This window comes from Streptomyces sp. A5-4 (assembly GCF_051131715.1).
In the GTDB taxonomy this organism is placed as follows: domain Bacteria; phylum Actinomycetota; class Actinomycetes; order Streptomycetales; family Streptomycetaceae; genus Streptomyces.
Genome location: NZ_CP178591.1, coordinates 43394 through 68294 on the forward strand (window position 1 = coordinate 43394; position 24901 = coordinate 68294).

The window sequence follows — 24901 nt, forward strand, 5'->3', positions numbered from 1 at the left end:
GGTTCACTCCAGGGCGTCGATCGCGGACCGGATGAGCGCGCGGGCCGCGTCGCCGTACACGGCCATCTCCGCGAGGCCGGTGAACGCCTTCATGTAGTCGGCGATCTCGCGCGGCTGCGTCACCTTGATCTCCGCCGCCAGCGTCTCCACCACGGCCGTGTTGTCGTCGTGGACATAGAACGCCTCCAACGGCCACACGGTGCGCTGCGCGGTGAACGGGATGATCCCCAGAGAGAGGGACGCCAGCGGCATCACAGTCAGCAGGGGGCGCAGCTGGCCGCGCATGGCTTCGGGGTCGGCGGTGCGGAAGCGCAGGACGGATTCCTCCATGAGGACGACGTAGCGGTGCCCTGCCCTCGTAAAGGAACCGGGAGCGTGCGACCCGGGCGGCGACCGCTTCGGCGACGTCGTCGGGGGTGCCCTGGAAGCGGGTGATCTGGTTCATGAGGGCGGTCGCGAACCCTGGAGTCTGGAGGAATCCCGGCGGGACGTTGGAGAGGTAGACGCGGCAGACGCGGGTCTGCTCGTGCAGGTCGTACCGGTCCTGCTGGACCTGGCGCATGCCACCCTGGTGCAGGCGGCGCCACTCCATACACATCGAGTCGACGGCACGAGCGGTGGCGATAAGGTCGTCGGCCTGGTCGTCGGCGCCGCACGCCGCGCACCAGGTGCGGATGTCCGCGTCCGAGGGCAGGGCCCGCCCTTTTGGATCCGGGTGGTCTTCGCGGGGTGCCAGCCGCACCGGGCTCGCCGTCACCGGAGAAGATGTTCCACCGCACGACCTGGTCGTCGATGAGTCAGAAATCGTTGCCCGGCAGGGCGAGGGTGGAGGCCCGGCGGCGGGGCAGCGTGTCCGTCAATGCGCGGATACGCAAGGCCGTCCGCGCCCGCGGGCACTTCCCCATCGAAGCCGCGGCCGACGGCGGATGGCACCATTCGCAGGGGGCTTGGGCGAGGAGCCGTTCCCAAATGCGGGTGGATCCGCCGTGCTGGGCGGCGGGGGGTCGCCGCGAGCCGGGTACGAGGAGTGTCTTCCGCGGCGCTGTTCGCAGGCCGGGAGTTGCGCAGTGGGCTCCGGTCCGGTCCCCGGCAGCGGGGGTTCCACCGGGGACCGGGCCGGAGCCCACTGAGTACGTACCACTTGGTTGGGGCGGCCGAGAAAAGGCGTGACACCTGACGGTCGGCCGAACCGGGCCCGCGCTGGAGAGGCCAGGGAGTGCTCAGCCGACCTTGGGGCTGTCCATCACTTGGTCGGGCTGCGCTGCGCCTGGTGTTCCCTCTCGCGGCTGATGCGTACCCGCTTCCCCGGCGGGGAGGTCCGCGCTCGTGCGGGGTACTCGCCTGTCAATCGCCCAGACGGCCAGCGCACAGGCCGCGAAACCGGCCCCGAGGAGACTGGAGCCCGCCCAGCCGTGGGTGGTGAAGACGGCGGTGGTCGCGGCTGCGCCGAGGGCGGAGCCGAGCGAGTAGAAGACCATGTAGCCGCCCAGGACGCTGCTGACCCGGTCCGGATGCACGGCGGTGAGCACGTGCTGGTTGCTCACGTGCACGGCCTGGACCGCGAAGTCGAGAAGCACGATCCCGATGATGAGGAACCACAGCGACCACGGCAGCTGCGCGATCGCTGCCCACGACAGGATGAGAAGGGTGAGCGCGAAACCGGTGACCGGTGCCGCCCGTCCTTCGTCCGCCCATCGTCCGGCGCGCGCCGCGCCGAGTGCTCCGGCGAGTCCGACGACGCCGAACAGTCCGATCTGGCTCTCGCTCAGTTGCCACGGTGTACCTGCCAGCGGCAGGGACAGTCCGCTCCACAGGGTTCCGAACGAGGCGAACAGGAAGAACGCGATGAGCCCGCGCGTCAGGAAGGAGCGCTGTTTGAACAGTCCGCCGAGTGAGCCGACGACCTGCTTGTAGCTCGCGGTGGAGCGGGAGCGTTCCTCTGACGGAAGTACCGCCAGGACCAGGGCCGCGAGCCCCAGTGACAGCACCGCGAGCACGACATAGACGCTCCGCCAGCCCCACACATCGGCGAGTGCGCCGGTGACGACCCGCGCGCCCAGGATGCCGACCACCACGCCCGAGGTGACCACCCCTATGTTGCGTCCGCGTTCGGCGGGCGGCGAGATCGAGGCGGCGTAGGCCACCGTGGTCTGCACCACTACCGCGAACACCCCGGCCGCCGCGAGCCCGGCGAACGCCACCCATGCGACTGACGCCGAGGCCGTCAGGATCATGGCCACTGCGGTGATCGCCAGATGCGCGGCGATGAGTCGACGTCTGTCGACCACATCGCCGAGCGGCACCAGCAGGAGCAAACCGGCCAGGTAGCCGAACTGGCCGGTTGCGACGATCCACCCGGTGAGTTCTGCCGGGACTCCTAGATCACGCCCCATCGGCTCCAGAACCGGCTGCGCGGCATAGATGCTCGCCACAGCGACACCGCATACCACGGCGAGCAGTAACCGCCGCCATATGTTCATTGCGCCCCAACCCCAATCGGTAGCCAATTGCAACTGATTCGACCGTACGGCATGATGGTTTCAATCCGCAACTCATTGGGAGGTGTTATGACACGCACCACCGCACAGGCCCCGAACCTCGACTGGACCGATCCCGAGTGTCCCGTCGCCCGCACCCTCGACCTCGTCGGCGACAGGTGGAGCCTTCTCGTCGTCCGCGACGCGATGGACGGGGCACGCTCGTTCACCGAGTTCCAGCGCCGGACCGGCATCGCCCGCAACATCCTCACCGACCGCCTGCGCAAGCTGACTGCCCATGGGCTGCTCAGCCAGCGCACCGCGCCCTCGGGCCGTCGACAGGAGTACGTGCTCACCGACGCCGGCCGCGCCCTGTTCCCCGTCATCCTCACCTTGCGGCAGTGGGGAGAAAGACATGCCTTCGACCCCGGCGAGATTCACTCCACGCTCGTCGACCAGCACGGCACCCCGGTGCCGGAAATCGCGCCGACCGGCGCCGACGGCACCCCTCTGGGCACCGACACCACGCACGTGGAAAAAGCCCGCTAGACGCCCCGGCGCCTTCGGACCTCACACCGCCCCGCCTCCCCCGGCGCGCTATTGCGCTCGACGCGCCGGGGAGGCCCCGGTCAGTTTCTCCGGGTCAGTTCCGTGCGCAGCAGGTCCAGGCCCATGGGCCCCAGGTCCAGGGCGTGCTGGTGAAACTGCTTGAGGTCGAACGCGGTGCCGTCGCGTCGGCGTGCCGCCTCCCGCGCCTCCAGCCACACCTTCTCCCCCAGCTTGTAGGCGAGGGCCTGCCCGGGGCGTCCCAGGTACCGGTCGATCTCGAACTCGACGAATCCCGGCGGGCCCAGCCCGCAGTACTCGGTGAGAAACGCCCGGCCCAGCTGCGGCGTCCACCGCTTTCCCTCGTGGAACCCGGTGCCCGCGGGGATCGGGAGCTGCAGGTGGAGCCCGATGTCCAGCACGATGCGCGCGGCGCGCAGCTGCTGCCCGCCGGCCAGCATGCCCAGCCGATGCGCCGGATCGGCGAAGTACCCCAACTCGTCCATCAGCCGCTCCGCGTACAGGCCCCACCCCTCGCAGTGCCCCAGGTGCAGCTCGCTCGACAGGCGCTGGAACCGGTTGAGGGTGGCGGTGTTGAGTGTCGTCACACCCAGCTGCAGATGATGGCCCGGGACGCCCTCGTGGAACATCGTGCTCGGCACGGTCCATGTCGGGATCGGCGCGTCGGGGTTGGACAACGGCCACCAGACCGTCCCGGGACGCGAGAGGTCTTCGCTGGGAGCCAGATAGGAAGCGGGCCCTTCGGTGGTGGCAATCCGGCAGTCGATCCGCCGCAGCGGCGCGGGGATCGCGAAGTGCGTCCCGTCGAGGTCGGCGATGGCGCCGTCGGCGAGCTCCTGGATCCAGTCGCGGAATGCCACCGCGCCCCTCACCTGGTGCCGGGGATCGCTGTCGAGCGCCGCCAGTACCGCCGCCACCGGCTCGCCGGGCGCGATCCGCGCCGCCGCCCGGCCCATCTCCCGCCGTATTCGGGCCAGTTCGTCCCAGCCCCACGCGTAGGTCTCCTCCAGATCCAGCTCGGTGCCGAGAAACTCTCGTACCCCCAGCTGGTAGCGGTCGCTGCCCTGCGCGTCCAGCTCCGGCGCATCCGCCGCAAGCTCCTGCGACAGGTACGCCGCGCATGCGCTCAGCGCCTCGTTGGCAGCCGCCGCGGCCTCCTCCAGAGCGCCTCGCAGTACACCGTCGCCGTGCCCTGCGGGCAGCCCCGCCAGGTACGGGCGCATGTTCAGGCACTCCCGGGCGTTGCGGGTCACCTGCCGGTAGGGCGCGACGCGAGAGGTGCGCCGCGCGGCCTCCAGGCTCTCGCGCAGCCCCGCCAGCGTTGCTGGGACGGCCCGCAGCCGCCCCAGCAACGCCTCCCACACGGTCTCGCCGCCCCGGTCCAGCAGCCCCACCGCGCCCCGCAGCCGCTGGATCGGCCCGTCCAGGGTGTCCAGCAGCGTGTCGTACGCGCCCGCGTCGGCCAGCGCCACCTCGGTGGCGAGCCGCTCGCGCAGCACCGCCGCCGCGACGCGCTCCGCGTCCCCTGCCACCGGCGTGTGGCCGATCGCCGCCAGCGTGCGGCGCGCCAGCTGTGTCCGTGCCTGCACCGCCTGCGGGCCGAGGTCAGTCAGCCGCTCCTCCTGCCCGGCGATGCCCATCACCGCGGCCTGGCACGGATCGAGTACGGCCAGCTCGTCCACGTACCGGTTCGCGAAGTCATTCACGGCGCTCATCAGCGACCCACCGGCGTGAGCGGGACCGCGGTCCGGGACTTGGCCAGCCGTTGGCCGTACAGGCCGATGACCAGTCCGCTGACGATTGATGCTCCGGCCACTAGCTTGAGCGGTGACAGCGGCTCGTTGAAGATAAGTACCGAGCTCAGCACGCCGAAGACCGGAACGAGCAGGGACAGCGGCGCGACGGTCGACACCGGGTACTCGCGCAGCAGCCAGTTCCACACGGCGTAGCCCAGCACGGTGTTCGGGTATGCCTGGAAGAGGATGGACCAGATCGCCGGCCACCCGATCTGGTGCTGCAACTCGGCATAGCCCGTTGTGCCGTTCACGACCAGGTCCAGCAGGAACAGCGGGATCGGCGCGAACAGGCTCGACCACACCATGAAGGCCAGCATCTCCTTGGGCGCGGCTTTCTTGAGGATTATGTTGGCGACGCTCCACGAGACCGCGCCCAGCAGCACCAGCACGACTCCGGCCATCGTCACCGTGCCGTCGGTGATGAACGTGATCGAGAACAGGCCGGCCAGTGCGACCGCGATCCCCAGGTACTGAAACCGCGACAGCGACTCGCGGAAGACCACAGCCCCGAGCACGATGGTCAAGAACGCGCTGAACTGCAGTACCAGGGAGGCGATCCCCGATGACACTCCGGCCTTGATGCCAAGGTTGACCACGCCCCACAGCCCGACGCCGAACACCAGCCCGTAACCGATGGTGTAGCGCCACGGCACCTGTGGCCGTTTCAGGAAGAACACGGCGGGCAGCGCGCAGAGCGTGAACCTGATCCCGGCCAGGATGAGCGGGTCGACGCTCTGCAGCCCGATCTTGATGACCGAGAAGTTGAGGCCCCAGATCGCGGTAACGAGCACCGCGAGCAGGATGTGCTGTTTCTTCATGCCGAGACCTGCTGCGCAGTGGTGAGGGCGGCCGGGCGGGTGCGGACCGAGAGGGAGTCGAACAGGTCGATGAGCCAGTCGCGGGTTTCCTCAGCGCTCTCGCTCACCACGATGCCGGCCAGGACCGTTTCCCCGGCCTGGTAGGTGATGTGGTCGGGCAGCGCCGCGCCGATGGGCAGTTCGTTCCAGGTGGCCGCGTGCGGGCTGGCCCGGAAGGCCACGGCGCCGTCGAGGCCCTGGAACTCCTGTCCGGCCAGGTGGTGACCGGGGTGGACGAACCAGCCGTAGCGGTGCCGGCCGGTGGGCGGCTCGGGGAGCGCTGCGGCGACGGGCTCGCCGAGCAGGACGCGCAGTTCGTACGACGGCAGGTGGACGCCGGTGGCCATCTCGACGGTCGCCACCACGTCGGCTCCGCCGACCCGGTTGCCGACCTCGAGGAAGACCAGCTCTCCCTGGTGGACGATCGCCTCCAGGTGGAAGCTGCCGTCCTCGATCCGTACGGCGGCCAGGGCGCGCGACACCCAGGCACGGGTCTCGTGGGAGAACCCGATCTGGAACGATCCCATCGGCAGGCCCTGGGCGTACTGCAGGCAGGTGCCCACGTACTCGCTCGCGCTGAGGACCAGGAGTGTGCCGTCCTGCACCAGACCGTCGAAGTGCCGGATCGGCCCGGAGACGAATTCCTCGACCTCGAAGTCCAGCAGGTCGCTGCCGGTGTCGAGCCGGGCGACGCCGGTACGGCCCTCAATGATCGCCGTGGCCGCCTGGAGCGGGGTGTCGAACACGAGCACGTCCTCGCTGGACGCGCCGCGGTGCGGCTTGAGGACGGTCCGGCCGTGCCAGGGCGCCCGGCCGTCCAGGTCGAGGAAGCGCGGCAGTGGAAGGAAGCGCGGCACCGAAAGGCCGGCCTCCTCGACCGCCTGCTTCATCAGGACCTTGTCGCGGGCGAGTGCGACCTGGTGCACCGGTGCGCCCGGGGCGCCCAGGTGTTCGCGCAGTCGGGCGGCGTCGAGCAGTTCGTACTCCGACGCAGAGATGACCCGGTCGAAGTCGCGGGGGCGCTGGGTCAGCCAGTCCCTGGCCTCCTCGAAGGCTGAGCGCTTGCCGGGCCGGCTCACCCGCTCGCAGCGCAGTTCGGGTGGCAGGGTGGCCAGCGCCGGGTCGGTGCCGAAATAGGTGACGTCGTGCAGGTCGTGGGAGATGCCCCGGTGATATTCGATCTTGAAGTAGGGCACGCGGTGCAGGATGAGGATCTTCATCGGGCTTTCCTGACGGGAGTGGGAAGGGCCAGGGCACGGTCCAGGGCATCGGACCAGGCCTCGCGCAGCGTGTGGACGACCGAGCGGATGGGGACACGCTCACCGCGCAGGACGATGCAGCCCTGCGCGGCGAAGTCCGCGTTGTCGCGGGCGACGGCGTGCAGGTCACGGCGCTCGATCGACAGCCAGGAGAACTCCGTGACGGTCAGCTCTCCGGGCGCCAGGCCGCAGCGTTCGGCGGTGGCCTGCACGGCGTCCGCGAACGGGTCGGTGCCGGGGGCTACGTCGTGTGGGGAGAACGGGCGGTCGCTGCCGACGCCGAGCATCACCGTGGCTGCCGAGCAGCCGGGTACCAGCCGTCCCACCGGGGCGGCCGTGCCGAAGGCCGTGTCGACCCAGCGGTGATGCAGATCGATCCCGTAGACCCATCGGGCCAGCGACCAGATCTTCATGCCGGCCGGTCGCCGGTTGGGCTCCACGATCGCGGCGCGCAGTCCGTCGTCGCTTAGTTTGATCTCGTTATGAAACGGCCCGTCGCACTGGCCGACCAGCCAGTTCGCCTGCCGTCCTGCCCGCTCCAGAGTCGCGCGCTCGTGCTCTTCCACCCTGGCGGGCAGCACCTGCGCGATCTCGACGGGGTAGCGGCCGCGTGCGCTGATTTTCTCGGTGAGGAACGCCAGCGAGCCCAGCCCGTCGAAGGAGTACTCCCGGCGGTAGGGGATGAGCTCCTCGCAGATGACCCCGCCCTCCAGATAGGGCAGGACCTCGGCGAAGACGGCCGTCAGGTCGTCGCCGGGACGCACCACGACAACGCCTCGGTTGTTGCCCTCCGCCGTGGGCTTGACGACAAATCCCTCGGGATGCTCGCGTGCGAAGTGCCTCAGCTGGTCGAGCGAGGCGATTTCGACGAAGGCGGGCACCATGATCCGTTGCGCCGCCAGCAGGTCGGCCACGCGCGTCTCGTCGAGCCGGTAGCGGTATTTGGAGAACGCGCCCTCGGCGAGTTGGGGCGAGTCGACCGCCATGCCCAGCCGTTCGAGGAGTTCGGCCCCACTGCGTACGGCGTTGTCGGAGAAGACGATGCCCGCCCTGATGTGCTCGCGCCTCTCGCCGAGCAGTTTTTCGCCCATCTCGCTGAAGTCGTCGCGCAGCGGGTCGAGGTTGATCACCTCCTCGGCGATGGAGTGGTCGGCCGCGGTGGGGTCGGCGCGGATGAGGGCCACCGTCGCGCCGTGCCGTTCGCGCGCGTGGTCGCGCAGGTGGCGGACCTCGTCGATCCTGCTCAGGTTGTAGTCGACGATGAGGAGGATCGGCCCGGTCATCGGCGCTCCGTCTCGTACACGATCTCGATCGCGCGTTTGGATGCGGGCAGCAGTTCGGGCAGGATCGCATCGCGCTCGGCCCGGTCCATGTGCCACAGGACCTGGCCGAGGAACACCTCGCGTGAGGTCGACTCCACGACGTCGCCGGGCTTGAGAATGATCTGGGACACGGTCGGCTGGAGGGGGAGGTCGTCGTTCAGCGCCACCGTGCGGATCGTGCCGGGTTCGGCGAAGAAGACGCGGAAGAACGTCGCGTTGCTGCTCGGTGTGGTGCCGTTCGCCGTGAACGACAGGCGCGTAAGCTTTTTCAGGAACGCGGCCGGACGGCCAGGGCTGAGCAGGGAGTCCAGCCAGAGGTCGAGCAGGCCGGGGCCGCCGGTCAGAGCCGCCACGCTGGGCGAGATCAGGCTGCCGCCGACGCGCGGGTTGACCTCGATCAGATCCCAGCCGGACGAGGTGTGCCGCGCCTCGATGTGGAAACAGCCCCAGCCGAGTTCCAGGGTGTCCAGCACGCTCGACACCCAACTGATCCCGGCGGCCACTTCTTCCTGCGACAGGCCGGTGGGCGGGCTGACACAGGCGTTTTCGAGCACGGTGCCCGCGGTCTCGGTCATCTCGCACTTCTCGTGGACGGCCACCACATGCGGCTCGCCGTCAACAACGATCACCTCGAAGCTGAACTCCGGCCCGGACACGTAGTTTTCGACGAGGAATTCCATCCCGGACCCCGCGCCCGTCTGCGGGTGCACGGTGTTATCCGCGGCCGTGTCCGGGCCCTCGCCCAGGTCCACAGGGCCGCCGGGGCCCGGACTGGTGATGAAGGCACTGGCGTAGACCGTGTCGGCGCGGGCTTCGGCCGCGATGCGCTCCAGGCCCGCCCAGGTCGTGTCGGCGGTGAGGGGAAACGTTCCGAATGAAGCCATGCCGCTGACCGGCTTCACAAAGTAGCGGCCGCCCTCGCGTTGGTGTTCGGCGAGCGTGCGGGGGGTGAGCGCCGATGCCCGGACCCGGCTGAGGCCGGCATCGGCCAGGCGGTTGCGCAGCGTCAGCTTGTCGCGCAGTTCCAGGACCTGCTTCTCCTCCAGGTCCGGTACCCCCTGACGGGCGTTGGCCAGCGCCATCAGGTGCCGGTAGCCCTCCCAGACGGTGAGGCAGCACAGCACCGGCGCGCCCGCGGCCTGCAGATGGTCGAGGTAGTCCTCGACGTCGCGCGGGCTCAGCACATGCCCGGCGCTGACCTGGACGTCGTCGGCGAGGTCCGCCAGCGCACCGGGTCTCAATTGCTGGTGATGAGGCTCCGGCAGCGAGCTCAGTACGTAGACCTTCAGCCCCCGCGCCGTGACCACAGCGGCAAGGTCCTCCAAGAACGAGAACCCGACATGGCTGAGCAGCAGCACTCCCTTGGCGTTTTCCATGCTCATTCCGGCCTCCGCACCGGTGGGCAGGGGCGCGGCGCGATCGCGCCGCGCCCCTGTAGCAGACAGGGTTAGGCCGGCTGGCTTTCAGCCTTGGCGAGGGTGTCCAGGTGGAGCTCCGCGAAGTACTGCGCCAGGATCGACTGGTGCTCGCGCAGGTAGCGCTTGAACGAGGCGATGTCCTCGTCGCTGCGCAGCAAGTGTCGGACTGCCGCCCACACCTCGCCGGGGTGGTCGTCATTGATGTCGGTGTGCGAGTGGTTGATCTGGCCACCGATGTTGCTCTCGCCGACGGAGCCCTTGAGCGCCTCCAGCTTCCTGGGCTCCAGATTCACGTTCACGTATTCGACGAGGTAGGAGTACGCCACCACACCGAGCGGGCCTTCGTGATCCAGGAGGTAGGAGAAGTAGCCGGTGAGCAGCTTGGTCGACAGGTAGGGCTCGGTGGCCAGGAACTCCTCGCGCGAGACGCCCACCTTCTTCAGGTCGGTGATGAACAGTTCGTCGTGGAGCATCTCTTCCTGCTCGTAGTTGGCCCACACCTGCGCCGCTTCCGGGCTGGTCTTGGCTATCTCCACCAGCGCCTTGGCCTCTGCCACACGCAGCAGCCGGATGCGCCAAGCGGTCTCGATCAGGTTCCGCTTGTAGTAGTCGGAATCGACGTTCTTGCCCTCGAGGTGCGCGGCCTCGGGGACGTTGGCGTACCACTCGAGGACCTGCTCGTCGAGCTGCAGGTCGATCTCGGCACGCAGCTTCACCGAGGCGGCCGCATTGAGGAACGGAGTGCGATCCCCATAGCCGACGTTGCTCACGCGGTTCGGGTTGGTCACGCGGTTGGGCATGGTGTCACCTTTCGGGTGGACGCTCGGACGTTGGGGTACGAGCGGTTCAGATGTCGTCGGCGACGCGGATGGTCGCGTCGCCCCGCAGCCGGCACTGGCAGGCCAGACGGTGGTTTCCGCCGGTCCGGCCGAGGTCTTCGAGGAAGTCGAGCTCGTCGTCGTCGGGTTCACCCAGGGAGCCGAAGCCCTCCAGAACCTCGACGACGCAGGCGCCGCACGATCCGGAGCGGCATCCGAACGGGATGAGCCGCTGCTCGCTCTCGTACTCGACTTCGGTGAGGGGGGATCCCGCGGGCAGCAGGACCTCGGTTCCCGTCGGAAGGAAGGTCAGTTTGTTCAGGTTCATGACAGCAGCGCGGTCTCGCGGTCGGTGGAGTGCTCCGGTGCTAGGCGGGAGCCGGGACGCAGCTCGACCAGCGCGTGGTTCGCCGCGGCCGCCGCCTCGCCGAAACCCACCGAGATGAGCGGGACGCGACCGGTGTAGGTACAGATGTCGCCGACCGCGTAAACGCGCGGCAGATTCGTCCGCATCGCCCGGTCGACCGCGATCCGGTGGTTCTCCACCTGGAGCCCCCAGTCGGTCATCGGGCCCAGTCCGGTAATGAATCCCAGGGCCGCAACAACGGCCTGCGCGGGCAGCGCACATTCTTCATCGCCGGCCCGGACGCGCACTTCATCCAGGAATTCTTCGCCCGTACAGGAAATCAGCTGGGCATCTGTCAGTACACGAATATCGGCCGCGTACATCTGCTTGACGCTGTATTCATGGGCGCGAAAGTCCGAGCGCCGGTGGACGACGGTGACGGATTTGGCGATCGGCGCGAGGGCCAGGGCCCAGTCGACCGCGCTGTCGCCGCCGCCCAGAATCACCACGTCGATGTCCCGGTGCTTTTCGAGGCGCGGTACGTGGTGCGACACGCCGCGCCCCTGGTAGGGGGTGAGGCAGGGCAGTGTGCGGGGGACCGAACGGCCGAGTCCGGCCGCGATCACGACAGCTCCGGCTCGCACTCGCCCGCCGTCCTCCAGCCCGATCTCCCAGACCGCCCCCTCATCGCGGGTCAGGGACGCCGCGCTCCGGCCGAGCAGGTAGTGCGGCTCGAACAGCGCGGCCTGGGCGACCAGGTGGTCGGTCAGCTCCCGGCCCCGCACGGCCACGTGACCGGCGACGTCATAGATCTTCTTTTCCGGGTACAGGGCCGCGATCTGGCCGCCCGGCTCCTCCAGCGCGTCGACAATCACGCTGGAGAGCCCTCTAAATCCCAGGCAGTAGGCCGCGTACAGCCCGGCCGGACCCGCTCCGATGACGGCCACATCCGCGCTGGTCCCGGCGCCGTCTCCGGTCGTCTGCATGAGGGCCTCTGCTCGATTCATCCTGGATTCTTGATTCATCCTGAACTCCGGGCCCTTCTACGTTCGCTCGAAATAGCTCGGCTACCTCAATTTCGCGGCCGGTCCCGGCCGATGCCCCGGGGAGCTTTTATTCGTATCGTTGGAATGTGCATGCCGATACAAAGACACAGAGCGGCGATTTTCCCCGTTCGAGGAAATGTACCGCCGAGTGCAATTTCATCATCCAGGGCTCTGGTCGCGCCGTCAAGAAAGGGATCCGGAACTCCACCGAGTCCTTATTCGAGCCGAATTGGGAAACCGCCGCCTTTTCGGCCTGCGATAGACCGGCGCACCGGCATCCGCGGCGCTCAGGGGGCCGAGGAGCTGCCGTCGGCACCCCAACCGCTTGGGGCAGCGGCCGCGGCGGGCCAGTGCGCCGTCGCCGAAGGTCACGCCGTGCCCCTCGGCGCCCCGGCGCGCTCTATTGCGCGACCGCGTCGCCGGTGGCCTGGTCCAGTGCGCTGGCGAACCGCTGCCATTCCCGCGCGTAGGTGTTGGCCAGGTCCGCGACCGCGTGGGCGCAGTGCACCGGCACTGCGGCCATCAGCTGCTGCCCCGCTTCAAGGTCGGGTGCCTGTTTGTTCAGCCAGCGCAACAGCGCGCGCCCGGATTCGGTGAACCTGAGCGAGGGGTCCTTCGCCAGGGTCTCGATGCGCTGCTCGCGCGGAGCGCCCGCCGGCGCCCCGGCGCCGCCCGCCCAGCTCACGTCCCCAGCCTCGCGTGCAACACCTGTGCGCGGCGGCGAAGCACCGCGCTCCTCGCGCCGCACTCGCTGGCGGATCTCACACGCGGTACTGACCGAGACTCCCGCACGGGCAGCGATCTCGCTGAGCGTGGCTGCGGGTTGCTCGGCGAGCAGCGCGCGTACCGCCTCGCGGCGGCGCGCCGCATCCAGGGGACGGGAGCGGCCGTCCGCCCCGACCCGGGCATTCGACTGAGGGACTTCCTCAGTCGAAGCACCCCGCACCGCGCTAACGGTCTTGGGCGACAGCGCGGTGATGCGCGCAATCGCACGGTCCGACAGGTCCGGGTGCGAGGCCAGGATCCGCCGGGCCGCGGCTTTTCTGTCCTTGAGTGTCAGCGGCAGGCCATGAGAGACGTTGGCCGCCACGGAGTGGATAAAGACCTCGCTGAGCGGCCCGTCCAGATAACGGACCGCGATGAGCTCCTCCCCCCGCAGCCCGGCCGCCTGAAGGCGGTGCATTCCGTCGACCACACGCAGGGTGTCGCGATGCACCAGCACCGGCTCGATCTCCCGCTGCGCCAGCACCTCGACGTGCTCGCGGCTCAGCCCGCCCAGACGCGGTGAATCACCCGCCACCAATGACGCGACCGGCACCAGTTCGGCATCGGCGCACTCGCCGCCAGGTACGGCCTCCAGATGACGCACCGCGGCCTCTAAAGCACCCCTCAACTCCCCCACCATCCCTCCTCCTTCATGCGCATGCACATGCACATGACAACCCTGCCGCAGGTCACGGCAGGGCACGGTTTCGGACACGGAGCCCACCTTAACAAAAATAAAGCTATTTATGTTCTGTAGAATGCGGCGCACATTCTCAACTGGTGGAGGAACCATGTCTGTTGACCGGCTCGACTGGTGGAGCGCGATCCCGCCCAGGCCGTCAAGCACGCCACCGCACCCGTCGCCCTGGGCACCGGACGCCCCACGGAGACCGTCACGGTGAACGCTGGAGAAGTCGGCCCATCGTGCCGGACAAGAAGGCGATGGGCCTCCGGCACTGCCCTACGACGGGGACCATTCAGCCGACTCACAGAGGGATCAACAACGTGCCGCAGACACGAGCCGCGCTCACGCGACGCCGAGTACTGCTGGCGGCTGCGGCGGAGCTCGCCCGGCACGGCTACGCCGGTACATCGCTGGCGCGTATCGCCTCGCAGGCCGGGGTGACCCTGGGGGCGCTCACCTTCCATTTCCGGACCAAACCCGAGCTGACCCGGGGCGTGTACGAGGACGGTGCGGCTTCCACCCGCACGGCGCTCGACCGTGCGCTGGGTCGCTCGCAACTGCCCCTGCAGAATGTCATCGACATCACCCACGAAGTCGCCAGGCTGCTGCGCGCCGAGATCACAGTGCGGGCGGCCTCTCGGCTGAGCCGTGAGGCCGCCCTGGGAGAAGCCGCCCTTACCGGCTGCGCCTGGGACCAGATCTGGCTCGGTGACATCAAGCGGCTTGCCAAGAAGGCGCAGGCACGGGGGGATCTGGGCGAGAGCTGCTCGGCGGAGCTGTTGTGCTGCCTGGTGGTGTGCCTGCTGGCCGGGTTCGACAGCCCCTCGGCACGCCCGCCGGGCTCGGACTGCGAAGGCCTCGGCGTACTCCCCCAGTTGTGGTGTCTGATGCTCTGCTCGGTAGCCGCGCCCGGATCGCACCTTCTGCTGCCGGAAGGAAGCCCCGGCTGAGGCGGCGGTCCCTTCGGGTCACCGCGCGGTCCAGCCACCGTCCACCGGGACGGCGGCTCCGGTCGTGAACGAGGACCGGTCGGAGCACAGCCACAGCGCGGCCTGGGCCACCTCGGAAGGGTCGGCCAGGCGGCGCTGGATGGAGCGAGCGGTGAACGGCTCGTACAACGACGGCGTCTGGGCAAGAATCTCGTCCATCAGCTCGGTGCGCGTGCTGCCCACCACCAGGGCGTTGACGCGGATGCCGTGCGGCCCGTACTCATCGGCGGCGGCCCGCGTCAGGCCCAGCACCGCATGCTTGGCCGCGATGTAGGGGGCCGCGGTGCCGGTGGCGCGCAGCCCGGCGACGCTGGAGGTGTTCACGATGGCGCCGCGGACTCCGGTGTCGAGCATCGCGGTGATCTGGGCGCGAAGACAGTTCCAGACGCCACGGACGTTGACATCCATCATCCGGTCGTAGTCGGCGTCAGGCGTTTTGTGCAGCGGGGTGCCCGAGGTGGCCCAACCGGCATTATTGAAGGCCGCGTCGAGTTGGCCGTAGGTGTCCAGCGCCCGGTCCACGGCGCGCTGGACATCTCCGCTGTCGGTGACGTCTCCCGCCACGCACAGCGCCTGGCCGCCGCTCTCCCGGATGAGCCGGGCCTGGTCCTCGAGCTTGTCATTGCGCCGGGCCATGAGGACCACGGCGGCGCCCTCGGCGGCGAAGACATGGGCGGCAGCAGCACCGATTCCGCTGGACGCACCGGTGATCATGACGGTCCTGCCTTGGAGCAAAGGAGAGGGAGAAGACATGGCGGCACAGTCCAATCGGTGAGCGGGGCGGGCGATTGGACACCGGGACGAGTGAAGGCCGACGCCTCCTCGGCCGCCCAGGTACGAAACGGCCGAGGAGCGTGGCCGGTCGCTTCCCGCACGCCGTCGGCCACAGCGGCCTTGGCCCCGCTCCGCTGCCGCTCGGCACTGGCGGTCAGCGCATCCACCATGCATTCCGGCAGACGACCGCGCCATTGCTGGCGCGCCTGGTCCAGGGAGATCTCCTCGAAGGCCAGGGGCTGGTTCAGGATGTCGGCGAGGACGGCGGTCTTATCCCGGTCGGAGATCGCACGCGGCCCGGTGAGTGCGTAGGTACGCATGTGAGGGCCGTCGACGGTCAGCGCCCGGACGGCCGCGTCGGCAATGTCGGACGGGTCGACGCAGGCGTTTAGGGAGTCACCGTGAACACTGCGTACGACGCCGCGCTCGACGATGCCGTCCCTCCACGCCAGAGCATGCGTCATGAAGGAGCGCGGGCGGAGCAAAGTCCAGGCAGGACCGCTGTCTTTGAGTCGCTGTTCATTCTCCCGTTGCCAGCGGGTGATGAGGTCGTCGGCATCCGGATCGCTCACGGCCTGGGCGGACAGTTTGACCACGTGCTCCATGCCAGCTGCCGCGGCGGCGGCCAGGAGGTTGATGTCGTGCTCGGGATGCAGGGGATCGTTAGTGATCAGCAACAGAGTGTCCGCACCGCGCATTCCGTCGCGCAGCGTGGAGGGCGAGGCGAATTCCGCGCCGACCAGCCGACCGGGAAGCCCCTGGGCGGCGGCCTTTTCCGGGTCCCTGGTCAACAGGGTCAGCTCGTGCGCTCCGGTGGCAGCCAGACGTGCCGCGGTGAGCCGGCCTACGGTCCCGGTGGCCCCGGCGATGACGATGCGGCGGCCCGTCCCCGGGCCGCTCTGCGGCGCGGGGCGGGGGACGTTCATGAAGCCGTTCCGCGGTTGCAGTCGATCACAATGGCGGCAACGACCTCGGGTACCGCGAGCCCCGGCAGCAGCAGCCGCCACATCACGTAGGTGCGCTCCATCAAGTCCTTGCGGCCAGAGACCAGTTGCGAGTACAGCTGCACGCCCGTACAGGCTCCGACGATGAACTGGGCCACTTCCTGGGGTGATACCTCCTCACGGAGGTCCCCTTCGTCGCGGGCCACTTCGAGGTGGCCGACCATGATGTCTCTCCAGCCCTCGAACGAGGCACTGTCCTGCATGCCGAAGCGGCCCTGCTCGACGGCGAGCCTGACACCGGCGCGCAGCAGCGGGTCGGTCTGCAGCCGGTGGGCCCAGACCATGGTGATGTCCACCAGGCGCTGCAGGCCGACCGAGTTCAGCAACGGCTCGATCACATCGGGCTGGGCGTTCATCACTTCGCGCGCCAGGTCCTGTTTCGAGGCGAAGTGGAAGTACATGGCGCCCAGCGTGAGGCCGGCCCGTTCGACGATGCGAGTGACGCTCGCGCCTTCGTAGCCCTCCTCGTCGAACAGTTCCGCCGCGGCCCGCAAGAGCAGGTTGCGCGTGCGCACGGCGCGCTCCTGCTTGAGATCAGTCACCTGCATCCGATCGTCATCAAGGAAAAAGAATGTATTTTATGTTAGCGCTCGTACGTCAGCCACGAGGCACAGGGGATGACTATGCACAGCACCACCAGCGAGCTCGCACGCCCGGAAACTGCTGTTCCGAGCAAGTATGTTCACAAAACTGCCCACTCCGAGGTGCTGCTCACCAGCTGGCACAAACGCTCCGCCGATGAGTACACCGTGACGGCCCAATGGCCGCGTACCCACGGCTTCTACCGCCTGGCCCACCAGCTGTACGATCCCATGCTCTTCGCGGAGACCGTCCGGCAGGCCATCCCCCTCTTGTCCCATGTCGCCTATGACGTCCCCTTCGGATACCACCTGATCTGGGAACACTTCAGCTACGGCCTAGCACTGGAGAATCTGCGCAGCAGCGCCGGACCGGCCGAGCTGGTACTCCACATCTCCTGCACGGGCATAGAACGCCGCCGCGCCAACCTCGCAGCGATGACACTGCAGTTGCGCGCCGAGCGCGACGGCCGGCATCTGGGCACGGCCGAAGCTCGCTTCACCAGCCACTCCCCCGCTGTCTACCGCCGGCTGCGCGGAGTTCACAGCGAACTGAACAGCGCCCTCGCCATGGCCCGTCCGCCCGAGAAGGCAATTCTCGCGCACCTGGCAGGCCGCCGATTGTCCGAAGACGTCGTCCTGGCCCCCGGAGGACGCAGCAATTGCTGGCAGCTGCGGGTCGACACCGAACACCCCGCGCTGTTCGACCATCCCGTCGACCACGTCCCGGGCATGCTCATTCTGGAAGCCGCCCGCCAGGCCGCCCAGGCGGCGCGCACCCCCGTCCCGGTCGTAGTCGTAGGCATGGAAACGAAGTTCCACCGTTACCTCGAGCTCGACGCACCGTGCTGGATCCAGCTCTTCCCTGCAGCGAGACCCGACCGGCTCCGCTTCGCCGTCGAGCAGGACAACACCTTGTGCACGTCGGGCGAGATGTCACTGTCCACGCCCGATGAAACCGCACCGTCCACAACCACCGAAGCCGCGCTGCCCAAGTCCGGGGAAGCCGCACTGCCCACGCCCGTCGAAGCCGCACGACGCCCCTTCTTCTCGGCACAGCGGACCTATGGCTCACCGGCGCCCGAGATACCGCGACCGGCCGCGACCTGCGAGGTTTCAGCCCCGTGCGGGGCCGAGTGGAACAGCCCTGCCACGTAGGGAAATACCGCGCCCGCACGGGACCTCCCCGTTGCCGACGCCCCGGCGAAACTGCACCCTTCCCACGGGCGCTTACACGGAGAGAGAAGATCTCCGACCACAGACGGGCACCACACGCACGGCGAGGCCCCCTCGGCGGAACCGCCCCGCCGGAGGGGGCGCCGCACCGACTTGCCCCGGGCGCCCGGCACCGCAGGGCGCATGCATATGACGTCGACGTGGCAGGGTCTGCCGCGTTCTACCAAGCTCCGAGCAGAAGCGAGTTGGAGCAGGGCCGGAGTAACCGACACCGCCGCAACCGCCGCCGCTCCAAACGAAAACCCGCCGTCTCCACACGGCCCACACCCCGGCCCCGCGCGTGACACCGCCGCGCGGCGGCGAAGCAACGCGTACGCACCGCCTCCCGGCGCCGCACCGCTCCCACCGCGCGAGAGCTGCAGTCCGCGCCCATCCGCGGCTTCGACTGAGGAGCTTCCTCAGTCGAAAACACACGCACCGCACTCGAAGTCCCCTGAATAACGGTTAGCGACCCTGCCTCCGACAAAACTTCATTTCTCCACCATTTCACATATTCGCCGTACGGGTAGCTATTGATCCGAAACTCTTGGTCTGCTCGGGCTGCTGAGGAATCGCCCCAGGTCACAGCTCTGCGAGAAGGAACCCGAAGAGTTTGGGTTCAATAGAAGACAGCCAACGAGCAAATCCACATTCCGTCAAACCTACCGGCCCTTTTCTCCGCCGGCTCATGGACGTAGTCCGAAACTCCCACACCGCCCTCCACAAGGCTCACCATCGCCCAGACCGCAAGATCGCCTGAGCGGATTCTGGAACATTTCTTGACAGGCTACTCCGAACCCTGTTAGCAGTGAACCTCAGCAAAAAAACGGCGACACGCTACGGCCGTCTTCAGCCGGCCCACACAAACCACCCCGCTTCCTGGAGGACTGATCGTGTCTCTTTCGCGTCGCAAAATTCTTGTCGGTTCCGGCATCGCGGCTTCCTCACTGGCAATGGGGAATGCCAGCGCACAGGCGGCCGCACCCCAGCCCTTCGCACCGCACAACTGGAAATCCGTCCGTGCACAGTTCCTGCTCTCACCCAGGTTCGCGCATCTGTCGAACTTCTTTTTCGCCTCGAACCCGGCCCCCGTACGCGACGCGATCACGAAATACCGGAAGGCGTTCGACGAGAATCCGTACAGCTTCCTCGACGACAACATGTTCCAACTCGACGAGGACAAGCTGTGGCCCGACGTATGCGCGGCCGCTGCCGAATATGTCGGCGGGAAGCCTGAAGAGATCGCACTTACCAGCAGCACCACCATGGGACTTGCCCTCATCTACAACGGGCTGCGCCTGAAGCCGGGCGAAGAGGTCCTGACGACCACGCACGAGTTCTACCCGCACCACGAGTCGATACGTCTTGCTGTCGAAAAGTGGGGCGGGAGCATGCGTAAAATCCCGCTCTACGAATCTTCGCTGAACTTCTCCGCGGAAGAGGCCATCGCACGGATATGCGCCGCTGTGCGCCCGAACACCCGAGTCGTCGGTGTCACCTGGGTCCATTCCGGAACAGGCGTGCGGCTGCCTATTGCCGAACTTGCGGCCGCTCTCAAGAGTTTGAACCGCCACCGCGACGAGTCGAATCGCATCCTGCTGGTGGTGGACGGGGTCCATGGTTTCGGCGTAGTGGACGAAGACGTCGCGAAGATGGGCTGCGATTTCTTTTCCGCAGGCACGCACAAGTGGATCCTCGGTCCGCGCGGCACCGGAATCATTTGGGCGAAAGCGGAGAACTGGGAACTTCTTCAGCCCACGATTCCCAGCCTGATGGCCAAGGAAACAACCGACGCCTGGCGGCAGGACCGCCCGCCGGTCGGTCCGACCCACGCCGCGTGGATCAGCCCCGGCGGGTTTTTCGCGTACGAGCACCAATGGGCCACCATCGAAGCGTTCCGCTTCCACCGACAGATTGGACGCACCCGCGTCCAGGACCGGATAGCCGAGTTGAACAGCCAGATCAAGGAAGGTCTGGCCCGCATGAAACACGTCACCCTTCACACGCCGCTCGACCCCGCATTGTCCGCAGGCTTCGTCTGCTTCGACGTAAAGGGCTATAAGCCAATGGACGTCGTAAAGATCTTCCGCGACCATCGGGTCATCGCCAGCGGCACACCATACGCAGTCCCGCACGTGCGCCTGTCTGCCGGAATCGTCAACTTCCCCAAGGACATCGACATGGCTCTGCGCGTCGTACGCTCACTGGCCTGACCGCCCGCGATCACTACTGCGGCACCCCCACCGCAATGCCGACGGAACCACCCCGGTATCCAGCACATACAAGCGTGCACCACCGCGTCCCCATGAACCCGGTGGTGCACGCCGGACGCCGCTACGCGCCACAGTGGCTGCCCGCGTCGCAGCACAACACTGCGGCCGGCCGCAGCATCTCCATCAGCGTCAGGAGGGCTGCCCCTCACACCAGAACGCCCCTGACTTGACTCAACGGACAGCCCCGCTACGGGCGAGAGCACACCGTTGCCCACTTCCCACCACCCCTTGCCCTACGCAGAAGAGGATCGACCATGGATGTCATGACGGCCGTACTGTCCCGCCGCAGCGAACATCACCTCGTCGAACCTGCCCCGAACGACCAGGAGTTCGCCTATCTGCTGCGTGTAGCCGCCACGGCGCCCGACCATGGAGGGCTCCGCCCCTGGCGACTCATCCTCATACGCAACGAAGGCCACACAGCCCTGCAGCGCCCCTTCGCCGACCGATACGCAGGAACTCAGACCCGTCCCGGAAATACACAGGAGAACCAAAGAGCGCCACTCCTCGTCACCGTCGTGTTCTCCCCCCTACCGATCGACACCGAAGATCCCGCCTCCATCCCCGAGTGGGAACAACTCGCCGCCACCACCGCCATGACCAACTCCCTGGCACTGCTGCTTCACGCCCGTGGCTTCGGCAGCAACTGGCACAGCGGGAAGAACGCCGAAACCGACCAGGTACGCCAGGCCATGGGTCTGCGTCACCAGGAACGCCTCCTCGGCTGGCTACGCATAGGCACCCCCCAGCAATCCGAACCGCCAAAGCGCCAAGCGACCAAGGACATCACCCACCGCATCTCCAACTTCAGGCCCCTCTGACCCTGGTAGGTGACTGAGGGGCCCTGTGCTTCTCGGACAGCGATGTTGAGGGTTCTCGTTATATTGCCGCCTGCAACTCCTCGTACTCGGCGTGGACTTCCGCGGGAGTCTTGTAGCCGAGTCCGGAGTGGAGGCGTTTTTGATTGGAGAACATCTCGATGTAGCGGACGGTCGCCCGGTGGGCATGTGCGCGTGTTGCGAACGCAGCCCGGTGCACGAGTTCGTTTTTGAGGGCGCCGAAAAATGATTCAGCCATGGCATTTTCCCAACAGACACCGGTGCGGCCGACCGACGCCTGCAGACCCAACGAGCGGAGCTTGCAACGAAGTTCCCGGGACGTGTATTGACTGCCGCGATCGGAACGAAATATGCAGCCTTCGGCGAGGTCGATGTTCCGGGCCGCCATATCGAGTGCATCCGATATGAGAGAGGTCTACATATGGTCGGCCATCGCCCACCCGACCACAGCTTTGGTGTGGCAGTCGATGACGGTCGCGAGATAAAAGAACCCGGCCCAGGTGTGAACGTAGGTGATATCGCTTACCAGTTTGCGCCCGGGCGCGTCAGCGGTGAAGTCACGGGCCAGCAGGTCGGGCGTGGCCGGCGCCGAATCATCGGCGATCGTGGTCGCCCGTCAGGGCCGCGGCTGACATGGCACCAGGCCGAGCTCGCGCATCAGCGCGCGGACCAGTTCCGCTCCGGCCTGTACGTTCATCCGCTGGAGCATCAGGGCGGTTGCAAGTTCCGGGATCGCGTAGATCGTCCGCGCCCAGCGGGAGTTGACGCGGCAACAGCACAGGCACGAGACCGGTGATCATCAGGGTGTCTACGCCAGCTGATCACTTTGAGGTCCCGTGCCTGCCGCTCCATCCTTCCCGATGCCTGCTGTTCTGGCGAAACTGGGTCCCCTCCACGAGCACGACACCGGTCGCCTGTGCGCCCACTTCGGGCGCGTACCCGATCCGCGTTCGCGTCGCGGTCGGTGGTATCCCCTGGTCGGCTTGCTGCTGATCTGCGCCTGCGCAGTCGTCTCCGGCGCCCGGACGATCACCGAGATCACCGAGTGGGGACAGCGCGCCACCACCACGGTGCTGGAACAGTTCGGCATCCGCCGCCACCTGCCCGGACGTCGGCGAGCCCCGTCCCATGCCACCCTCACCCGGCTCCTGGCCGCCCTCGACGGCGATGCCCTGGACACTGCGATCGGTGCCTACCTGACCGAACGCGACCACACCGATGTCGGCCGCACCGTCTCGTCGCCGCGGCCGGCGATCGCGGTGGACGGCAAGGCGCTGTCCGGATCCGCGCACCGGCAGCAGCGCCACCGGCACCTGCTGTCCGCCGTCACCCACGCCCCCGCAGACCCGGGAGACGGTCTACGCCGTCACCAGCCTCGATACCCACCAGGCCAGCCCCGCTGACCTGGGCGGATACGTACGCGGGCACTGGGGGAATCGAAAATTTCAGCCACCATGTCAGAGATGTGGTGTTCGCCGAGGACGCCTCCACCGTCCACACCGGCAGCGCGCCGCGGGCGATGGCCGCTCTGCGGAACCTGGCCATCGGCAGGCTGCGACTGCTGGGAGCGGACAACATCGCCAAGACCACCCGAGCGATCCGGGACGCACCCGAACACGCCGTCTGGATCTGGGGCATCACCGACAGCCCGCTCCTACCGGGAGCTTGAAGCCGCCCTGGGGTACACCCCCGCCACTGAGAGTCGGTTCACCGACTCTCAGTGGCGGGGGTCAAGGTGCGGCCATCACATCCCGGGACCGCGCCAGGTGGCCTTGCGGCGCGATGGTGCGGGGCGCCTGGCATGAAAGGTCACGGTGTTCCGTTGGCGCCGCTCGCGCAGGGGCTGCCGGCGCCGAAGGTTCCGCCGGTCCCGCCGGTCCCGCCGTAGAAGAGCACGCCCCCGGTGGCGTTGCCACCGGCGCCGCCGATACCGCAGGTCCCATCGGCGCTGGCGCCCGACTTGACGCCACCGTTGCCGCCGATGCCGCCGTTGCCGCCCGAGTTGGCCATGCCGCCGGAGCTCACACCGCCGGCCCCGCCGATGCCTGCGGCACCACCCGGGTAAGCGCCGCCCGAGCTGCCGTTGCCGCCGCTTCCGGCGTTACCGCCCTTGCCGCCGTTGCCGGAGCTGTTGATGCCGCCGGCGCCGCCGTTGCCGCCCGTGCCGCCGCCGTGGCCGATGCCGCCGTTGCCCGCGTTGCCGCCCGCACCACCGGTGGACCCCCCAACACCACCCAGGCCACCCTTACCGCCGGCTCCGGCACTGGCACCGGAGTTGCCGCCGGCCCCACCTATGCCGCCCGCAGCGACCTGGGTGCCCGCACCGCCCGCACCGCCCGCACCGCCCGCGCCGTTGAGGCCGCCGGTGGCACCGGTGCCACCGTTACCGCCCGCCGCACCATTGGGACCACCGTTACCGCCGACAGCACCCGCGCCGCCGGAGCCGCCGCCCAGACCGAGCCCGCCGTTGCCCCCCGCACCGCCGACCCCGCCCAGCACACCGTTACCGCCAGGACCACCCGCACCGCCGGCGCAGTTCCCGGTTCCGCTCGCGGCGCCCCCCGCGGTCCCGGGGAAGCCGGCGGGGTGGGCTGTGGTGCCGTTGGCGCCCGCGACGCCCGCGGTGCCCGCGGTGCAGGCCAGGGCCGAGGCACCGGCAGGAGCACCGAGGAAAAGCGCAGCCCCGGCGAAGAGCGTGGGAAGGGCGAGGAGAGCGGTGGTCTGTTTCCTGTTCACAGGGTTCCTCTGGCTCAGGTGAAACGGGGATCGATCCGAAGCGCGAAATCAGGACGGCACAGCACCGAGAAAAGAACAATTGTTCCTCGAACACTTTCCTGATGTCGCATACCGTGAGGCAGTCCGAGAAATTCCGCGCTACTTCCATACGACACTCCTGTCCAGATATTTGTAATGGTATAAGGCGTGCGATCCTCGTCGACATTTACCCGACAGGCCGGCACATCACCTGCGGTAGGAAAACTCCCTCGAATTTAGCGTTTAGTCAACGTTCGCTCGATTCGACCGCCAAAGACCGACGCGAATTAGCCATTTCTGAAACTTCTGGAAGCGCGTGGGCACTGATCTGCGGGTTCTCGCAGGTGCAGCAGCCGAAGGGTACTTCTGACCGCCCGAACACCCAGGACCCGATGAGGCGCTTCGCACAACGCCGGGGCAGGTAGAGCTGGGTGGCGACGGCGCATTGCGTCGACTGCTCGTTTTTCCCTGCTTGAACCGAGGTGGCCGAATCCAAGGATTTTCGGCATATGCGGCCACCTGTGTTTGATGGGAAATTTTAGTCCTCATACATGTCGTACGCAATGACGCCGGAAAATGCGGCGGCGCAGGGCGAAGTCGTCGACCTCGATCACCCGTGGGATCCGCACCGTCGGTACGGGGATGCGCCGCAGGACGCGCAGCGCGGTGGCATAGGAGACGGGCGTGGCCAGTAACCGGGTGAGCCGGGCGGCCACATACGCCTTGACCACTCCCGAGACCTGGCTGGCCAGACGCGTGGTGCGGCCCTGAAGGCGCTGGATCAGCCCGGGGACTTGTTCGCGGAAGGTCTGCCACCGGCAGACCGGACGTCGCACCTGGATGTTGACCACGACCCCGGCGGCCATCGACAGGCACGTCCGCGGCTGTCCGGCCGTGGTACCCGTGCGCCTTCCCCGTCGTGACCCCACGCATCGGGCAGGGAAGGGGAACATCCCGGTCCGGGCCAGGACCCGGATCACCTCACCGTCGTCCGCCACATCATCTATGACCAGCGCCGAGAGCCCTGGAAACCCCGTCGCCACAAGGGAGTTGACATCTCGCATATGACGTCAAAGATTCTCGTCACCTGCCGTCACCACCGGCTACGGGACAGAGCCG

Annotated in this window: 23 protein-coding genes and 2 pseudogenes; 7 read left to right on the plus strand and 18 right to left on the minus strand. The window is 67.9% G+C overall.

Annotated features, from left to right (window positions below; all coding sequences use genetic code 11):
- Window positions 1-3: 3 nt before the first annotated feature.
- Together ACLLJJ_RS00210 and ACLLJJ_RS00215 are read right to left on the minus strand one after the other, a co-directional pair.
- Window positions 4-711, minus strand: a pseudogene (locus ACLLJJ_RS00210) (DUF5753 domain-containing protein).
- Window positions 712-1220: 509 nt separating this feature from the next.
- The gene (locus ACLLJJ_RS00215; protein WP_434587146.1) at window positions 1221-2480 is read right to left on the minus strand and encodes an MFS transporter; all 1260 of its coding nucleotides are present in this window, start codon (window positions 2478-2480) and stop codon (window positions 1221-1223) included.
- An 87-nt stretch (window positions 2481-2567) separates the two neighbouring features.
- On the opposite strand from ACLLJJ_RS00215, the gene ACLLJJ_RS00220 reads away from it, so the two are divergent.
- Window positions 2568-3026 (plus strand): winged helix-turn-helix transcriptional regulator, encoded by a 459-nt coding sequence (locus ACLLJJ_RS00220; protein WP_434587148.1) that lies wholly within the window; start codon window positions 2568-2570, stop codon window positions 3024-3026.
- 80 nt (window positions 3027-3106) lie between these two features.
- Here the strand turns inward: ACLLJJ_RS00220 and ACLLJJ_RS00225 are convergent, their stop codons facing one another.
- The 9 genes from ACLLJJ_RS00225 to ACLLJJ_RS00265 form a co-directional block, all read right to left on the minus strand.
- Window positions 3107-4759: a DUF885 domain-containing protein gene (locus ACLLJJ_RS00225; RefSeq protein ID WP_434587150.1), complete on the minus strand. Its 1653-nt coding sequence runs from the start codon at window positions 4757-4759 to the stop codon at window positions 3107-3109.
- Window positions 4759-5658, minus strand: a complete 900-nt coding sequence (locus ACLLJJ_RS00230) for an EamA family transporter (protein WP_434587152.1) — start codon at window positions 5656-5658, stop codon at window positions 4759-4761. The genes ACLLJJ_RS00225 and ACLLJJ_RS00230 overlap by 1 nt, the downstream gene beginning before the upstream one ends.
- Complete coding sequence (locus ACLLJJ_RS00235; RefSeq protein ID WP_434587154.1) at window positions 5655-6917, minus strand: ATP-grasp domain-containing protein; 1263 nt, start codon at window positions 6915-6917, stop codon at window positions 5655-5657. The genes ACLLJJ_RS00230 and ACLLJJ_RS00235 overlap by 4 nt, the downstream gene beginning before the upstream one ends.
- Window positions 6914-8239, minus strand: a complete 1326-nt coding sequence (locus ACLLJJ_RS00240; protein ID WP_434587156.1) for an ATP-grasp domain-containing protein — start codon at window positions 8237-8239, stop codon at window positions 6914-6916. Before ACLLJJ_RS00240 ends, ACLLJJ_RS00235 begins: the two co-directional genes overlap by 4 nt.
- Window positions 8236-9660 carry an ATP-grasp domain-containing protein gene (locus ACLLJJ_RS00245; RefSeq protein WP_434587158.1) on the minus strand — a complete coding sequence of 475 codons (1425 nt, stop codon included), beginning with the start codon at window positions 9658-9660 and terminating at the stop codon, window positions 8236-8238. The genes ACLLJJ_RS00240 and ACLLJJ_RS00245 overlap by 4 nt, the downstream gene beginning before the upstream one ends.
- Window positions 9661-9725: 65 nt before the next feature.
- Window positions 9726-10496 (minus strand): hypothetical protein, encoded by a 771-nt coding sequence (locus tag ACLLJJ_RS00250; protein WP_434587160.1) that lies wholly within the window; start codon window positions 10494-10496, stop codon window positions 9726-9728.
- A gap of 46 nt (window positions 10497-10542) precedes the next feature.
- Window positions 10543-10842, minus strand: a complete 300-nt coding sequence (locus ACLLJJ_RS00255; RefSeq protein WP_434587162.1) for a 2Fe-2S iron-sulfur cluster-binding protein — start codon at window positions 10840-10842, stop codon at window positions 10543-10545.
- Window positions 10839-11867, minus strand: coding sequence for an NAD(P)/FAD-dependent oxidoreductase (locus ACLLJJ_RS00260; RefSeq protein ID WP_434587164.1), 1029 nt, complete (start codon window positions 11865-11867; stop codon window positions 10839-10841). Before ACLLJJ_RS00260 ends, ACLLJJ_RS00255 begins: the two co-directional genes overlap by 4 nt.
- Before the next feature lie 439 nt (window positions 11868-12306).
- On the minus strand, window positions 12307-13386 hold the full coding sequence (locus ACLLJJ_RS00265; RefSeq protein ID WP_434587166.1) for a ParB/RepB/Spo0J family partition protein: 1080 nt from the start codon (window positions 13384-13386) through the stop codon (window positions 12307-12309).
- 290 nt (window positions 13387-13676) lie between these two features.
- On the opposite strand from ACLLJJ_RS00265, the gene ACLLJJ_RS00270 reads away from it, so the two are divergent.
- Window positions 13677-14306, plus strand: coding sequence for a TetR family transcriptional regulator (locus tag ACLLJJ_RS00270; protein WP_434587168.1), 630 nt, complete (start codon window positions 13677-13679; stop codon window positions 14304-14306).
- 18 nt (window positions 14307-14324) lie between these two features.
- Here the strand turns inward: ACLLJJ_RS00270 and ACLLJJ_RS00275 are convergent, their stop codons facing one another.
- From ACLLJJ_RS00275 to ACLLJJ_RS00285, 3 genes are read right to left on the minus strand one after another with little or no spacing between them, the layout of a single operon-like run.
- A complete protein-coding gene (locus ACLLJJ_RS00275) occupies window positions 14325-15059 on the minus strand; it encodes an SDR family NAD(P)-dependent oxidoreductase (RefSeq protein ID WP_434587169.1) in 735 nt (244 codons plus the stop codon).
- Window positions 15056-16045 carry an NAD(P)H-binding protein gene (locus ACLLJJ_RS00280; RefSeq protein WP_434587171.1) on the minus strand — a complete coding sequence of 330 codons (990 nt, stop codon included), beginning with the start codon at window positions 16043-16045 and terminating at the stop codon, window positions 15056-15058. The genes ACLLJJ_RS00275 and ACLLJJ_RS00280 overlap by 4 nt, the downstream gene beginning before the upstream one ends.
- Window positions 16042-16665, minus strand: coding sequence for a ScbR family autoregulator-binding transcription factor (locus ACLLJJ_RS00285; protein ID WP_434587173.1), 624 nt, complete (start codon window positions 16663-16665; stop codon window positions 16042-16044). Before ACLLJJ_RS00285 ends, ACLLJJ_RS00280 begins: the two co-directional genes overlap by 4 nt.
- Window positions 16666-16740: 75 nt before the next feature.
- On the opposite strand from ACLLJJ_RS00285, the gene ACLLJJ_RS00290 reads away from it, so the two are divergent.
- The 3 genes from ACLLJJ_RS00290 (at window position 16741) to ACLLJJ_RS00300 (ending at window position 21010) form a co-directional block, all read left to right on the plus strand.
- Complete coding sequence (locus ACLLJJ_RS00290; RefSeq protein ID WP_434587175.1) at window positions 16741-17859, plus strand: ScbA/BarX family gamma-butyrolactone biosynthesis protein; 1119 nt, start codon at window positions 16741-16743, stop codon at window positions 17857-17859.
- Between the two features lie 950 nt (window positions 17860-18809).
- A complete protein-coding gene (locus ACLLJJ_RS00295; RefSeq protein WP_434587177.1) occupies window positions 18810-20129 on the plus strand; it encodes an aminotransferase class V-fold PLP-dependent enzyme in 1320 nt (439 codons plus the stop codon).
- A gap of 314 nt (window positions 20130-20443) precedes the next feature.
- Window positions 20444-21010 carry a nitroreductase family protein gene (locus tag ACLLJJ_RS00300; protein ID WP_434587178.1) on the plus strand — a complete coding sequence of 189 codons (567 nt, stop codon included), beginning with the start codon at window positions 20444-20446 and terminating at the stop codon, window positions 21008-21010.
- Window positions 21011-21068: 58 nt separating this feature from the next.
- Here ACLLJJ_RS00300 and ACLLJJ_RS00305 read toward each other — a convergent pair whose 3' ends face one another.
- Window positions 21069-21416 carry a transposase gene (locus ACLLJJ_RS00305; protein WP_434587179.1) on the minus strand — a complete coding sequence of 116 codons (348 nt, stop codon included), beginning with the start codon at window positions 21414-21416 and terminating at the stop codon, window positions 21069-21071.
- Between the two features lie 27 nt (window positions 21417-21443).
- Window positions 21444-21632 (minus strand): DDE-type integrase/transposase/recombinase, encoded by a 189-nt coding sequence (locus tag ACLLJJ_RS00310; RefSeq protein ID WP_434600251.1) that lies wholly within the window; start codon window positions 21630-21632, stop codon window positions 21444-21446.
- A gap of 256 nt (window positions 21633-21888) precedes the next feature.
- On the opposite strand from ACLLJJ_RS00310, the gene ACLLJJ_RS00315 reads away from it, so the two are divergent.
- Together ACLLJJ_RS00315 and ACLLJJ_RS00320 are read left to right on the plus strand one after the other, a co-directional pair.
- A complete protein-coding gene (locus tag ACLLJJ_RS00315) occupies window positions 21889-22431 on the plus strand; it encodes a transposase family protein (RefSeq protein ID WP_434587180.1) in 543 nt (180 codons plus the stop codon).
- 62 nt (window positions 22432-22493) lie between these two features.
- Window positions 22494-22697 carry a hypothetical protein gene (locus tag ACLLJJ_RS00320; protein ID WP_434587182.1) on the plus strand — a complete coding sequence of 68 codons (204 nt, stop codon included), beginning with the start codon at window positions 22494-22496 and terminating at the stop codon, window positions 22695-22697.
- A gap of 140 nt (window positions 22698-22837) precedes the next feature.
- Here the strand turns inward: ACLLJJ_RS00320 and ACLLJJ_RS00325 are convergent, their stop codons facing one another.
- Both ACLLJJ_RS00325 and ACLLJJ_RS00330 read right to left on the minus strand, forming a co-directional pair.
- Entirely contained in the window at window positions 22838-23764 is a 927-nt protein-coding gene (locus ACLLJJ_RS00325) for a hypothetical protein (RefSeq protein ID WP_434587184.1), read from the minus strand.
- A 596-nt stretch (window positions 23765-24360) separates the two neighbouring features.
- Window positions 24361-24846: pseudogene (locus tag ACLLJJ_RS00330) on the minus strand (ISL3 family transposase); the annotation flags it as partial.
- Window positions 24847-24901 lie beyond the last annotated feature (55 nt).

Excerpts from the sequence above, each read along its gene's own strand:
- ACLLJJ_RS00290 (WP_434587175.1), top strand. The coding sequence starts at position 16,741 with ATGACTATGCACAGCACCACCAGCGAGCTCGCACGCCCGGAAACTGCT.
- ACLLJJ_RS00240 (WP_434587156.1), bottom strand. The coding sequence starts at position 8,239 with ATGACCGGGCCGATCCTCCTCATCGTCGACTACAACCTGAGCAGGATC.
- ACLLJJ_RS00280 (WP_434587171.1), bottom strand. The coding sequence starts at position 16,045 with ATGAACGTCCCCCGCCCCGCGCCGCAGAGCGGCCCGGGGACGGGCCGC.
- ACLLJJ_RS00305 (WP_434587179.1), bottom strand. The coding sequence starts at position 21,416 with ATGGCGGCCCGGAACATCGACCTCGCCGAAGGCTGCATATTTCGTTCC.
- ACLLJJ_RS00315 (WP_434587180.1), top strand. The coding sequence starts at position 21,889 with ATGCCTGCTGTTCTGGCGAAACTGGGTCCCCTCCACGAGCACGACACC.
- ACLLJJ_RS00235 (WP_434587154.1), bottom strand. The coding sequence starts at position 6,917 with ATGAAGATCCTCATCCTGCACCGCGTGCCCTACTTCAAGATCGAATAT.
- ACLLJJ_RS00255 (WP_434587162.1), bottom strand. The coding sequence starts at position 10,842 with ATGAACCTGAACAAACTGACCTTCCTTCCGACGGGAACCGAGGTCCTG.
- ACLLJJ_RS00275 (WP_434587169.1), bottom strand. The coding sequence starts at position 15,059 with ATGATCACCGGTGCGTCCAGCGGAATCGGTGCTGCTGCCGCCCATGTC.
- ACLLJJ_RS00225 (WP_434587150.1), bottom strand. The coding sequence starts at position 4,759 with ATGAGCGCCGTGAATGACTTCGCGAACCGGTACGTGGACGAGCTGGCC.
- ACLLJJ_RS00230 (WP_434587152.1), bottom strand. The coding sequence starts at position 5,658 with ATGAAGAAACAGCACATCCTGCTCGCGGTGCTCGTTACCGCGATCTGG.
- ACLLJJ_RS00220 (WP_434587148.1), top strand. The coding sequence starts at position 2,568 with ATGACACGCACCACCGCACAGGCCCCGAACCTCGACTGGACCGATCCC.
- ACLLJJ_RS00260 (WP_434587164.1), bottom strand. The coding sequence starts at position 11,867 with ATGAATCGAGCAGAGGCCCTCATGCAGACGACCGGAGACGGCGCCGGG.
- ACLLJJ_RS00215 (WP_434587146.1), bottom strand. The coding sequence starts at position 2,480 with ATGAACATATGGCGGCGGTTACTGCTCGCCGTGGTATGCGGTGTCGCT.
- ACLLJJ_RS00300 (WP_434587178.1), top strand. The coding sequence starts at position 20,444 with ATGGATGTCATGACGGCCGTACTGTCCCGCCGCAGCGAACATCACCTC.
- ACLLJJ_RS00250 (WP_434587160.1), bottom strand. The coding sequence starts at position 10,496 with ATGCCCAACCGCGTGACCAACCCGAACCGCGTGAGCAACGTCGGCTAT.
- ACLLJJ_RS00245 (WP_434587158.1), bottom strand. The coding sequence starts at position 9,660 with ATGAGCATGGAAAACGCCAAGGGAGTGCTGCTGCTCAGCCATGTCGGG.